9 protein-coding genes are annotated in these 13233 nt (G+C 44.6%); 7 read left to right on the top strand and 2 right to left on the bottom strand.

Translation table 11 applies throughout. The annotated features are described in order from the left end of the window. Positions 1–38 precede the first annotated feature (38 nt). Entirely contained in the window at positions 39–1100 is a 1062-nt protein-coding gene (locus ABDW02_RS04855) for a T9SS type A sorting domain-containing protein (RefSeq protein WP_343632672.1), read from the bottom strand. A gap of 214 nt (positions 1101–1314) precedes the next feature. Here ABDW02_RS04855 and ABDW02_RS04850 point away from each other — a divergent pair, with 214 nt between their 5' ends. The 7 genes from ABDW02_RS04850 (at position 1315) to ABDW02_RS04820 (ending at position 11603) form a co-directional block, all read left to right on the top strand. Then, positions 1315–2517 (top strand): lipase family protein, encoded by a 1203-nt coding sequence (locus tag ABDW02_RS04850; RefSeq protein ID WP_343632670.1) that lies wholly within the window; start codon positions 1315–1317, stop codon positions 2515–2517. 4 nt (positions 2518–2521) lie between these two features. After that, positions 2522–3388: a type IX secretion system membrane protein PorP/SprF gene (locus ABDW02_RS04845; protein ID WP_343632668.1), complete on the top strand. Its 867-nt coding sequence runs from the start codon at positions 2522–2524 to the stop codon at positions 3386–3388. A gap of 335 nt (positions 3389–3723) precedes the next feature. After that, on the top strand, positions 3724–8421 hold the full coding sequence (locus ABDW02_RS04840) for a gliding motility-associated C-terminal domain-containing protein (RefSeq protein ID WP_343632666.1): 4698 nt from the start codon (positions 3724–3726) through the stop codon (positions 8419–8421). 9 nt (positions 8422–8430) lie between these two features. Then, positions 8431–8772, top strand: a complete 342-nt coding sequence (locus ABDW02_RS04835) for a hypothetical protein (protein ID WP_343632664.1) — start codon at positions 8431–8433, stop codon at positions 8770–8772. A 5-nt stretch (positions 8773–8777) separates the two neighbouring features. Beyond that, positions 8778–9536, top strand: coding sequence for a helix-turn-helix domain-containing protein (locus tag ABDW02_RS04830; RefSeq protein WP_343632661.1), 759 nt, complete (start codon positions 8778–8780; stop codon positions 9534–9536). A gap of 54 nt (positions 9537–9590) precedes the next feature. Beyond that, positions 9591–10754, top strand: coding sequence for an NAD(P)/FAD-dependent oxidoreductase (locus ABDW02_RS04825; RefSeq protein ID WP_343632659.1), 1164 nt, complete (start codon positions 9591–9593; stop codon positions 10752–10754). Between the two features lie 147 nt (positions 10755–10901). Next, positions 10902–11603, top strand: coding sequence for a TMEM175 family protein (locus ABDW02_RS04820; protein WP_343632657.1), 702 nt, complete (start codon positions 10902–10904; stop codon positions 11601–11603). A gap of 10 nt (positions 11604–11613) precedes the next feature. On the opposite strand, the gene ABDW02_RS04815 is transcribed toward ABDW02_RS04820, so the two are convergent. After that, entirely contained in the window at positions 11614–13227 is a 1614-nt protein-coding gene (locus ABDW02_RS04815; protein WP_343632655.1) for a PepSY-associated TM helix domain-containing protein, read from the bottom strand. Positions 13228–13233 lie beyond the last annotated feature (6 nt).

Below are 13233 nucleotides of genomic sequence, written 5' to 3'. Positions count from 1 at the left end.
CCTTCTTGATAATTGAATCATTCATCATTGATAATTTATCATCGGATAACAAGCTTCGACCGCTCCACTACTTGATTGCCCGAATACACTTCCACCAGGTAAACTCCTGCAGGTTGTTCCAAATCCAGGTCCGTACTGTAATAGGTCTTCTTGCCAGATCTCTCGGCTGCTTCCAAACCGGACTGAAACACGATTTGTCCCAATTCGTTTTTGACAGTCACAGAGGATTCATCATCCGAAGTGTTGGAGAAATCAATATGTACTTTGCTGTCGGAAGACGGATTCGGATACACACGGAACTCTACTTCGCTCTGCGGGATGAATTTTAAAGCCAGTTCGTTACGGGTTCCGTCGAAATCCGTTTGACTCAATTTATAATAAGTAGATTCCTTGCCGTTCTTGGTATCCAGGAAGGTATACGTTTTTGCTTCAGTCGAATTACCGGCTCCTTTCACTTTCGCAAATTCTTTCCAATTGGTCCCGTCTGTACTGGTTTCAAGGGTGAAATAATCGTTCCGGCTTTCGGATTCTACCGCCCAGGTTAGCAAATTCCCGTTTTCTTTCTTTTCTCCTTCCAGATACAGGAATTCAACCGGAAGTACCGAAATGGTATTGTTGCAATGAATTTGCTGGTAAGGAATTCCAGGTCCCTGGATAATCAGATCAATGGAATTACATTGCATCGTTGCAACCGTTGCATTGGTACAGTTTACGTAAGGAGCATTGTAGCCATAAGCCGTTCCGTTGTGCGGAATAGAAGGATTGGTAGTCGTTACGGCAGAACCTGAACCTCCTCCCAAAGGCAATGAATAAGCTCCGTTTATTTGGTTGTTCACACAATAGATCAAAGCCTGAAGCGTGTACTGAGCCGCTGCTCCCGGTCCTGTAATCGAAATGTTGTAATCGAAATTCACGTTGTAGTTATATCCCCACGGACAATTCGAAGAACTGACCACGATCGTTTTAGGAATAATGGATACATTGACTACATATCCGTTTGCAGAAACAACGGAACATTGTGCATGTAACTGATTTACAAAAAAAAGGGAATACAGGCTTACCATGAAGCCCAGCATTGCTGGTTTCAGACTCTTACGCATTTCAGAAGATTAAATTCACTGCAAAAATACACCTTTATGCGTGCATCGGATTTTTAATTTCGACCAACAAACTAATATTCACGTTTAAACGAAAAGATGTACCAATAAAAAAATAGACCCGGGTAATTATTTGGTTAAAATTCCTGAAAATCAAGTTCTGTTTTTGTATATGAATTACTTGTAACCTATATTTAGTTGCAAGTATATATTTCTTATGAAAACGCTTTCTACCCGGATACTGGTAATTTTGTTCCTTCTTGGAACTCAATCCTGCAAAAAGAAAATTGCTGAACTTGAATACAAGGAACGCGGAACACTCATCGAGTATAATCTGAAAGGCACTATTCCCGAAAGTGGAATTGTACCGCGGATCAATGAATTCGACGCCCAGGATATTGTGCAGAACGGTGTGAATTATTATTCCATCACCTACCGGACGATCTACGAAGGAAAACAGATCAATTCCCGCGGGCTGCTGCTTGTTCCGGAGCATGTGGATTCTGCGTACCTCATTGCCTATTTTCACGGAACGCAAATCCCCATCAACTTAAGTGCTTTCTACGAATCCAAATACGAAACCCCTTCCAATTACGAAGGCCAGGGCAATAATTTCATCGAAACGCGCAACATTGGCCTGGCATGGGCTTCGGCGGGATACATTGTCTTTCTCCCGGATTACATCGGTTTCGGAGCTACCGAAAACAAAGAACATCCTTACCTGGCTTACGATGAATTGTTCAAATCCAATATTGACGGATTGTTGGCAGTAAAACAATTCCTGGCGGAAAAAGGAATTACCTACGACAATCGTTTATTCCTTTCGGGTTGGTCGCAGGGTGGCGGAGCTTCTCTTTCGGCACACAAATTTATCCAGGAACAATACGCTTCGGAATTTACGGTTACGGCAAGTTCATCATTGGCAGGGCCTTACAATCTAAGAGGTTTTATGGACGATATTCTTTCCAGGAAAGATGAAGAGTTGATTACCAACAATATTTTCTCCTGGGGACTTTACAGTCTGAACAAATTCAGCCCGGAATTGAAACGCCCGACTGATCAATTCTATTCCTACCCGGTTTATGATCAATATTCGGCCATCTTCACTCCTTCCCAAATTCCTTCACAGACATTCAAAGCATATTTTCTTGCCAACATTATTGACGGCTCGGATGCAGCCATGAACCAGGTCATTAACCGCAACACATTCAGCAGTGGCTGGAACCCGGTCGGGAAAGTCTTTTTGCACCACGGTGATGCGGACGAGATCGTTTATTATTACAATGCTACAGATGCTATGGAAGGACTTGGCAACGCCGGCGGAGATGTCACGCTGTACACCTATTTAGGAGGCACGCACCTTTCCGACGTGGGGCTTTACACCCAAAATACGCTCAACGATTTTAATGCGTTAAAATAAACCCATGAGAACATTCAGCCTGTTTATACTTATTCTCTTTTCCGCATCAGCCGGATTATTCGCTCAAAACACCCTGCGTCCGAATATTTATTTCCGGAACATGCATTATTACAATACTGCAGCCGGAATAGAAGACACTTCTTCCCGTGCATCATTCGGAGCCTATGCGAAGTACAAATACGTTCCTGCTGAAAATGACGAAGTGTGGGTAAAACCGGTAAACCTCTACTTCAATCACATTTACAACCTGAACGCCAAGAATTCGGTCAATGCCTCATACATCTACGACGGGTACTCTTTTTACAGCCGGAATATTATTTACCTCGGGTATACGCGCATGTTCCGCTGGGGAAAATCCAGCAGGCTGAACCTGGGTGCACGAACAGTATTCAACTTCAATGCGATCAATTGGGACAAACTGGGGCAAATTTCCTCCCCGCCTTCGGCCCGGCTCAAACTAAATGCCGACCTGGATCTCGGCATTCAATACCAGGTAAAAGGGTTAACGTTGGGATTCGCAACCAAAAACCTTTTTGCAAGTTCGGTCAAAGTAAATGGATTAGACCTGATCAAAGACCAGCGGGAAATTTACGGGAACCTTTCCTATAACTTCGGATTGTTTAAACGCAAAGTCGAATTGGCGCCTTTCTTCCTGTTTTACAAAGAACGGAACTGGAACGTCGACGCAGGTTTAAACCTGGGACTCTTCCAGAAAGTGAGCGTTTCCTACGCCATGCGTATTTTGGAGCTTCGGAACATTTTTGCCCTCCGGGGAAATATCGGGAAGCATTTCCAGGCCGGGGCGTCTTTCGACTACTCACTCATTTTCAGTGACTACAACATGGATTTATTGGTATCATACCGCTTTTGACAGCAAAAAACAATTCATTTCAATTATTTCGTGATTCTTCTAACAAAGCGGAAAGATGTGTCTGATTTTTTCGTTCGGGCAACCTTTTCTGAACAAAAACCGTCTGTTAGTGAGTCAGGAATGATTATCTTTCCTACAGCATTGACCGGATAGAACACGCTCTTCAACATTCGTTATTTCCTTTTTTCCAAACTAACGGATTTAATAACAGTAAGTTGAGAACTATTATTTTGAGCCCTACGCTAAACCCGAATACTACAGCGAAAAAAAGACTTCTTCGCCTGTCCAACTTTTTGTGGTTTCCCGCGTCTTTATCCTGTAAAATCGCTAATACCATGAAGCTAATCATCATTATTTGCTCACTTTGTTTTTCGGTATCCTGGAGCTGGTCCCAAACCTGGGGAGCCAGTACATTCAGCCAAACGACCAACGAAGCTGTAGATATCGAGCTAAATACCGCCAATGAATCCTACGTTGCAGGTTACTTTTCCGGGCAAACATCTTTCGGGCCGTCTACTTCCCTTTCAGGCACACAGGGAAACACCGATGCTTACGTTGCCAAATATTCGGCTTCAGGAGCAATCATCTGGATAAAGCAATTCGGAGGATTGGGAGCGGACCGGGCTGTTGACCTGGCAGTTGGGCCCGATCAGAACATCGTCGTTACCGGTTCGTTTTTCGGAAGCGTTAGTTTTGGAAGCACCACGCTTGTTTCCAGTTCCAATTCCAAAGATATTTTCATCGTAAAACTGGATCCTGCAGGAAACGTACTCTGGGCAAGAAAAGAAGGAGGAAGTTCACCCGACAACTCTTATAAAGTAACTGTCGACAATGCCAATAATGTCATCCTCACAGGTGAATTCCAGGGAACGGCAACTATCGGTGCCAATACTTTCACCAGCACAAACGATGTAAATACCGGCCAGCCTTCTTTTGACTTGTTTATTGCCAAATATACTTCCGCCGGAGCACCCGTTTGGTCTTTGAGTGGAAATGCGAACCTGGACGACCGGGGACTTTCCGTAGCGGTTGATGCTTCGAATAACATTTTCTTTACCGGGCAGTTTTCCAATACCCTCACGTTTGCATCAAATACCTATGTCAATAACGGGATAAATGTCGGGTTTCTCTGTAAACTGAATCCTGCAGGACAGGTCCAATTCATGAACTTAATGAAAGCCGGCTACGTGATGCCTTACGATGTGGAAGTCAACCAGAATAACGAACCGATCGTTGTGGGGGATTTCCTGGGAAACATGCTTTACTACGACATCAATGGCAGCAACAGCATCCAAAATCCTTATGACAAACAGATTTTCGTACTGAAAACGAGCAATCCCGGTCAATACATCTGGAACAATACACTCGGATCGGACAATGAACTTTCCGCACGAACCCTTTCCATTGACCCCGGAAACAGCATATACGTAACCGGTTATTTCAAATGTGATCTTTCCCAAATACAGGACAGCACGGAAACTTTGTTTAATTCTGTCGGGTTCAGAGATCCTTACCTGTTGAAAGTATCCAACAGCGGCTCCCGCACCTACATCAAACAATTCGGAAGTAAACTGGACGATGAAGGAAAAGGCGTTGCGGTGAAACAAAATGACAATCCGCTGCTTTGCGGAAGTTATACGGATGATTTGAATTTCCTTCCGGTAGCAGCTTCCCTCGGATACGACAATTTTACGTTCAATCCCTATTTGGCTATGGAACCTTATCATGTTTACTTGGTGGGGGATCAAAGCCGGAACTCTTTTTTAAGCAACCAGGTGAATGCCAATTACGGGAACTACAACTATTATTCCGTACCGACTTCCGATTCTCTGGCAGGATATCTCAGTGCATACGAGGCTGCTAATTATGTCACACTCTCTGCAAACGGAGATACCGTTCATTTTTGCAGCGAAGCGGAATTGTACTACCGCACATTGACATACCCGCATTTCGGGCCAAGCTACACCAGCACCTGGTACGACGGAACCCATACACAGACAAACATCATTTCTGCAACTGGCACGTACTGGATAGAGCACGAGCGCGACGACGCCTGTTACATGGATATGGACTCCATATACGGAATCAAGGAAACTATTCCGGATCTTCCTTTTTTAACGGACGATCATGGTATCAATGTCAATAACCCCGGGCCGCAATACAACAACTATCATTTTTGCTACCCGGAAGGCGCAATTATCAACTACACCAACATCGATCCCGGAACAACTATCACAACAATCGGGAACGTAGTTTCGTTCAGTGGCCCGGGACCGCATACCCTGAACCAGGAATACCAGTATTTTGTACAGGCTGTCAATCAATATTGTATCAATATCGGAAGCTTTACATTTGAACAGGACGTTGCAGAAGAGCCCGACAGCATATCGCTTTCCATTGCTATGAATACACCCGTTCCTACTGGCGACTCCATTGTTGTTTGTCAGGGTATTCCGGTAGAATTTCATGGAATCGATCTGATCGTCAATCCGCTTGGAAATTTCTCCCCGATGGTTTCTCCTCCGATCGACACGGTGATCTGGACCATTAACGGCGCTTCGTTCATCAACTACGATACCGCTGCAACTATTTTCACACCGGTATCTACAGGCTGGTACACCGTTACCATCAAGGTTGTCAAAGGTTACGACAACTTGTGCGGTTTGGATACCACTGTTTATACTGCCACCCGCCAGTTCTACATCAAGGTCAATCCGAATCCGAGCTGGGGAACAACTATTACGGGATCCAGCCTGCTCTGCCCGAATGAATCTACTTTCCTGGTTGCCACCAACCCGAATCCCAACTTAAACTGGTCGGGTTCCAATATTTTGTGGAGCAACAATGCGGATAGTATTGAGGTCAATGCTCCGGGATGGTACAACTACTCCGGATCACTAACAGATTCCCTCACGGGCTGTAGTTCCTTCCTGAGCTTCAATCAGTATGTAGGAGTAAAAGTAGCTCCGAACATCACTTCTCCCGGAGACGCCGTTATTTGTCCTTCCGATTCATTGTTGATGACTGTTCCCAACCTGTTTACCTCATACATGTGGTTCGGTTCGAACGGAGATACTTTGTCTTTGACTTCCCAATGTTATACCGACCAGATCGGAAGCTATGTGTGTAATGTAACGGATGCCGACGGATGTGTTCTAACTACTCCTCCGTTTGAGGTATTCGAATACTCCACTCCTTCTATCGCTGTTTCACCGGGCGCAACTATTTGCGACAACCAACCGGTAGATATCCAGATCAGCTATTCGGGGAATGCTACTTTCCAATGGAACAACGGGTCAACGAGCGATCACATTACCACAAGCACGCCCGGAACTTACATCGTACAAATTACCCAGTGCGGAATCACCACTGCGGATACCGTAGTCATCATAAACGGTTCGTTTACAGCCTCCATTTCTGTCAGTGATTCGATCCTCTGCTACGGAGACACGGCTATTTTCACCGGATCGTATCCGGGAGGAACCTACGAATGGATGAACGGCGACATTTCCGGAAATTCATACAGCACGGTAACAGACGGCACTTACTCTGCCCTGGTAACAAACAGCGCAGGCTGTACGGCACAAACAAATGCCATCACGGTAACCAACGTTCCGGGAAGTGCGCCGCCAACGATTCCTTCACAGACCATTTGTCCGGGAGACAACGCAACACTCACCAACTCCAATACGATTATCTGGTATTCACTGGACACAACACCTGTTTTCACCGGAACAACGATCAATTTGACCAATGTGCAGCAGGATACGAATTTCCTCATCTCTAATACAGCGCCGAACAGCGTTTGCGGATTCAGTTATTCCCTGGTATCGGTAATCATTTCGACTCCACCGATTGCAGTAGCCATTTTGGGCGATTCGAACCTGTGTATCAATGAAGACGGTGTATTCCACGTAAACACAACGGATGATGTGGAATGGTTTTCCAATGGCGTTTCCTTAGGTTCTGCCAACCCGATCACCATTCCGTTTGCCACCCTGAATGCGAATCATGTATTCTCTGTGGAATTGTCCAATGCCTGCTTCACGACCATTCAAACAGACAGCGTCCGGATTATTTCTCCCGCAGTGCTGAACCTGGCTGACGATACACTGAATGTTTGTTACTTCGACTCCGAAATTGCTCATTTGACCAATAGCAATCTCACTTCGGTAGTTTGGACGGGCAGCTTCGGAACAATCACGAACGACGAATTAACGGTTTACGGAAACCAGACTTATACGCCGATTACCGTAACTGCTGTCGATGAATTTGGCTGTCAGACGCAAAGTGCCACGTTGATTGTAAATACGTCTGTTTACGACCTGACTACCAGTATCAACTTCCCGAATTATTGTCCGGGAACAAGCGGAAATCTGAGCGTAAACACTACTTCCGACAGTGTGTTTTGGATCACTCCATTCGGAAACTCAGCAAACAATCCGCTTGCATTTACTTTGAGTCAGCAAAACTCCGGGAATTTCTACCTAAGAACCTGGGATGACATGGGCTGTGTTTACCTGGATACGGTTTTTGTTCCCCTATCACCGGTTCCGAGCCTGGACATCTTACCGGATACGGTTTTCTGTGCAAACGATGTGTTTACCTTCCATTTCCCGAACGATGCCAATTCCTATTACTGGACAACCTACGGAACGAGTAATTATATCCCGATTACCTTTAACCAGGAACTGATCCTGAACGTAGTAACTCCGGAAGGGTGTGTCGGTTCTGATACGATGTCTCTAAACGTTGTAAACTGCGACGATGATCTGCCGAATATCATTACACCGAATGGCGACGGAATCAATGACTTCTTCATTATTGATGATGCTTATTCACAATTGGGCAATACCATCATCATTATCAATCGCTGGGGGAACATCATGTTTGAAGCAAGTCCATACCTGAACAATTGGGATGGCGACGGAGCTTCGGACGGAGTTTATTTTTATGTTTACTACCCGAAAGGCAGAGAAGAAGAACCGCGCAATACGAAGCAGGGCTTCATTCACGTAGTCGGGAAAGATTAAGATTAAACAATGGCAATTTCATTAAAAGGTATGCGCAAAATAACCGTTAACGGGGAAGTTTTTCTTTGGAAAATCCGCAAGAAAATTTCCCATAACGAAGCGCATAATGAGGATCAGGCAATTCCGGTTCAACACATCTCCGGCGGACAGGTATTGTTTATTTCTGTCGGATTTACGCGTGCTTACGGAGGCTATATCAACGAATCTCCTGAAAGTGTGACTCCCGAAATGATCCGTCCTTTGATTGAACAAGCCATTCAATTGGGGTGGAACTACCAGGAATCCGGAAATGCTATCCGGTTGACTCATGATTCACTGGTAAGAGATACTAAATACGGGCTTCCCGATTGATAAAGATGCCCGAAGCATTGGAATACCAATTTTTGAAGCCCGGCAACGAACTGGCTGATTTCGTAGATAGCTTCTGGCGATTGGAAAATCATTCCGATTCCGGAAAAGAAATCATCGTAGTTCCGGACGGCCGGGTGGATTTATTTATTTCACATTCCAAAGAACAGGGATTTCACATCACGCTATCCGGATTGGAAAGCGAACCGGAATGTGTCATTTTTGAAGCTCAAACACGCATTTTTGCCATCAGTTTTAATTTATTGGCAGTCGAATATATCCTCGAGCAACCCATTTCTTCTATACTCAACGGGGTTTCCCTGTTACCTGTCGATTTTTGGGGTTTCAAACCCGAAGATCTTTCAGATTTCGACGCATTTTGCACTAAATCATCCCGGATTATTTTAGAAAATCTTCAAAAGAAAACCATTGATCCACGCAAACAAAAACTTTTCGAATTAATCTATGCCAATAAGGGCGAATATACCGTTCACGAATTATCTGAAGCAGTAAACTGGAGCGAACGGCAAATCAATCGCTATTTCAATGACCGATTCGGAATATCCCTCAAAAGCTATTCGACCATTCTTCGTTTCAGGGCTTCCTTTTCGCAGATTAAAGAAGGAAAACTATTCCCGGAGCAAAACTTTACCGACCAGGCCCACTTCATCAAAGAAGTTAAAAAGTTCAGCGGGGTAACTCCGAAAGAACTGCATAAAAATACCAACGACCGATTTATACAATTTTCTACCCTGCACCGGAAGTAATTTTGGGTTATCAAACGGAAAGATCAAGGTTGTTCTTTCTGAAAACTAAAAGTCATGTTACTTGAAAATAAACAAATCGCTATTATCGGCGGAGGCCCCGGGGGATTGACTCTTGCCAATCTGTTGCAGCAAAAAGTATTAATGGTTCGTGTATACGAACGCGATGAGAACAAGCATGCACGTGTACAGGGCGCAACACTGGATTTACACGAAGAATCCGGGCTGGAAGCACTGAAACGCGCCGGGTTAACGGATGCATTTTATGCCAACTACCGTCCGGATGCCGGGAAAATGCGGTTGATCACCAAAAACCTGGAGATCAAATTAGATGATCACGCTGAAACAGCTGACGCAACAGATGTCACAAATCTTCGTCCGGAAATTGATCGTGGGCCGCTCAGACAAATCCTTCTGAGTTCACTCCAGGAAGAAATCGTAGTTTGGGATGCTCATTTCACTTCCCTCGAAGCAGAAAAAGACGGCTGGAGAATTCACTTCCGGAACGGAACCAGCGCTTATGCCGACCTGGTAATTGCCGCCGACGGGGCAAATTCCAAAATCCGCAATTTTGTTACGGATATCCGGCCGGTTTACTCCGGAATCTCCATTGTAGAAGGGAATATTTACCATGCTGCCAAAAATGCTCCCAAACTTTGGGAAATCCTAAAAGGCGGGAAAGTCTTTGCTTTCGGAGATGACCAATCGATTATCCTCAGTGCAAAAGGAGACGGAAGCATGTCTTTTTATACCGGCTGTAAAGTCCCTGAAAACTGGGTAACTGCTTCTGGTATTGACTTTTCGGATAAACATTCCGTACACAACTGGTTCAAAGAAGCATTCGGTTCCTGGGACCTGACCTGGCAGGAACTATTTGAAAGTGATGAATTATGGTTTGTGCCAAGACCGCAATACCATTATCCGCTTGATCAGGCGTGGGAAGCTCATTCCAATATCACATTGCTTGGTGATGCCGCACATCGCATGCCTCCTTATGCCGGAGAAGGTGTAAACATGGCCATGCAGGACGCCTTCGAATTGTGCGATTGCCTGACGGATCCTCAATTCCCCGACCTGAAAAGTGCCATCGGAGCATATGAAAAACAGATGCTGAAACGGGCGTCAGAAGTGACTCAAATAACTTTGGACTCAACCGAAATACTCCATTCAGGAGATCCGATCAAAAATATGATGGATTTGTTTGAAGGTGCTAAAGGCTAAAGACGTTCAATCGTTCAACAAGTTTTAAACAGTTCAAAAGTTTAAGGAATTCAATTTGAACATTTGAACATTTGAACATTTGAACATTTGAATTATTCGGACGGAACATTTGCTAAATATTTCATTAAATTGCTTTGAATTGAACTTATGGAGAAAAAAAGCATACAAATCGAACGGCTGGTATTTTTCAGTGATGCTGTGATTGCGATCGCCATTACTTTGCTGGCACTGGACATTAAGATCGAACCTTTGAAGTCCGGGCATTTGCATTTCTCAGATTTGTTGTCGGAATGGCGTACCTTTCTGGCTTTCACCTTGTCGTTCCTGAATATTGCCAACTTCTGGAAAACGCACCATTCGTTCTTTGCGTATATCCACAAAATGGACGAACGGTTATTGTCGAATAATATTCTGTGGTTATTTTTCATTGTACTTCTCCCCTTTTCCACCACGCTGGTAAGCGGTTATTTTTCAGATACAGCAGCAATTTGTACTTACAGTTTGAACCTTTTTCTCATTTCCGTTTTCCAGAACAATATCTGGGATTACAGCAGCCGGAAAGGCTTTCACAACAAGGAACTGATTTCCGAAGAAGCTGTTTCGAGGTTCCGCTTGTTCTGTAACCTGGATATGCTGAATGCGCTGGTTGCCGTCGGGCTTTCCTTTGTCAGTCCGGTTATAGCTTTCATATTGCTTTTCACCAAGCTACCGATGATCCTGATCGTAGGAATATTCCACCGGAAAAAATTCAGGACGGAAAGGGAGAAAATGATCCGTGCGCGGCGGCTGGCAAAACCGGTCAGGTCGAAAAACAAGGCTAAGTCCGAAGAACCAACAGATTCAAATTAGCATCCTGGTTTTAACGAACTCCGGCAACGCTTGCTGGTATTTCAACGCCATTCTTGCGTAAACGTTTTACCACCAACAGACAGATGATACCGATACACAGCCAGATAATGTCAACCGAGAAAATTCCGTATTCTCCCTGGCTGAATGTTCTCCAAAACCAATTTCCGGAACTAACTCCGTTTACCACCGGGATGATCAAACCCAAAATCCCCCCGGTTAGCAAACAGAATTTATTGGTGAGTCCTTTGTTCCGTTTCCAGGAAAGTACAATACTCAACACCAGCCAGCCCAGGAAAAAACTGTAGTTTAAAATGGATTCCCGTGATCCTGACAAAGTTTCCGGAAGGACTTTTGAAAGAATAAAACTTGCGGCTGTAATCGGCAGCATGGACAAACAAATGGCCAGGTAAATCGCCCCGACAAGCTCATTGTATCGTCTTTTTTTCTCCGTGATATTTTTCTTGTTTCGTGCTTCCAGCCAGATTAGAACCCCGGAAATGATCACGAAACAAGTCAGGAAAGCCATCAGGAAATAAATGATTTTCAGGAAGTAGGTACTGAATGTGCCGATATCTCCGAATTGTGCATAGTGCAATCGTCTCACTGAAGACCAGACATCGTCGTAATACCCCATGTTTCCCGGAGCCCGGGCCTGGAGTTCTTTACCCGTTTCCGCCTTAAAAGTAACAGATCCCTGACCTAAGAATCGCTCGCGAATACTTTCGGAACCGCTCACCTCCACTTTCATAGTCTGACTTCCGTAAAATGCAATGTGCAGCCTGTCTACTTTAAAATCAGGCCATTTACCGGCAGTTTCTGCAACCAGTTTGTTGTAATCCACTACATAAGTCTGCTTCTTTCCAAGCGTATCGGCAGAAGTGGTTTCCCGGATCACATCATCGTACATTTTTTCCGTGTCTCCGTTATAAATCCACAGTGCATTGGAACCCGCCACCACGATTCCCAGTCCAAACATGGAACCTGTCAGCGCATAAATAAACTGGAAAGGAAGCCCGATGACCCCAAGTGCTGTATGTGCATCCGTCCAAACGGTTTTCAGCTTTTGTCTCGGCCTGAATACAAAGAAATTTGAACGGATCTTTTGCCAATGAACCAAAATACCCGTCACAATGGCCAGGAAGAAGAACAAAGCAACCAGCCCGGAAATGTAATAGCCTATCCGGTCCAGCTGGTAATAAAAGTGAAGCAGGTACAACAATTCTCCCAAACTGAAAGAGCTCTCGTGGCTCATCAACGTATAGTTTTCCGGATTTACCTCGTACTCATAGGCCAATTTTCCCAGGGAATCGGTTTTCGGATCTTCCGACCCTGAAATGTAAACGGCTTGTTTATCCGATGTTCCTTCGGAATAGACGTAGACATTCCTTCCATAAAGTGAGGGTACGTTCTTTTCAATCGAATCCAGGATCCGGTTGTAATCAGTCTTTTCCGATTTGACTGCAGCCCGTTTCTTGTCTTCATACTTTCCGCTTTCCCACTCGCCTATTTCCTGGCGAAACAAAGCAAATGCACCGCCGAAAAAAATAATGAACAGTCCCACGGTTATGGTAATTCCGCTAACGGTATGTAAATGAAAGAAGATGTTGTAGTTTCTATTATTCATGGAACT

The organism is Fluviicola sp. (assembly GCF_039596395.1).
Taxonomy (GTDB): Bacteria; Bacteroidota; Bacteroidia; order Flavobacteriales_D; family Crocinitomicaceae; genus Fluviicola.
The sequence above is the reverse complement of the archived record's forward strand: the minus strand, read 5'-3'. Positions and strand labels throughout refer to the sequence as shown.

Excerpts from the sequence above, each read along its gene's own strand:
- ABDW02_RS04855 (WP_343632672.1), bottom strand. The coding sequence starts at position 1,100 with ATGCGTAAGAGTCTGAAACCAGCAATGCTGGGCTTCATGGTAAGCCTG.
- ABDW02_RS04850 (WP_343632670.1), top strand. The coding sequence starts at position 1,315 with ATGAAAACGCTTTCTACCCGGATACTGGTAATTTTGTTCCTTCTTGGA.
- ABDW02_RS04845 (WP_343632668.1), top strand. The coding sequence starts at position 2,522 with ATGAGAACATTCAGCCTGTTTATACTTATTCTCTTTTCCGCATCAGCC.
- ABDW02_RS04840 (WP_343632666.1), top strand. The coding sequence starts at position 3,724 with ATGAAGCTAATCATCATTATTTGCTCACTTTGTTTTTCGGTATCCTGG.
- ABDW02_RS04835 (WP_343632664.1), top strand. The coding sequence starts at position 8,431 with ATGGCAATTTCATTAAAAGGTATGCGCAAAATAACCGTTAACGGGGAA.
- ABDW02_RS04830 (WP_343632661.1), top strand. The coding sequence starts at position 8,778 with ATGCCCGAAGCATTGGAATACCAATTTTTGAAGCCCGGCAACGAACTG.
- ABDW02_RS04825 (WP_343632659.1), top strand. The coding sequence starts at position 9,591 with ATGTTACTTGAAAATAAACAAATCGCTATTATCGGCGGAGGCCCCGGG.
- ABDW02_RS04820 (WP_343632657.1), top strand. The coding sequence starts at position 10,902 with ATGGAGAAAAAAAGCATACAAATCGAACGGCTGGTATTTTTCAGTGAT.
- ABDW02_RS04815 (WP_343632655.1), bottom strand. The coding sequence starts at position 13,227 with ATGAATAATAGAAACTACAACATCTTCTTTCATTTACATACCGTTAGC.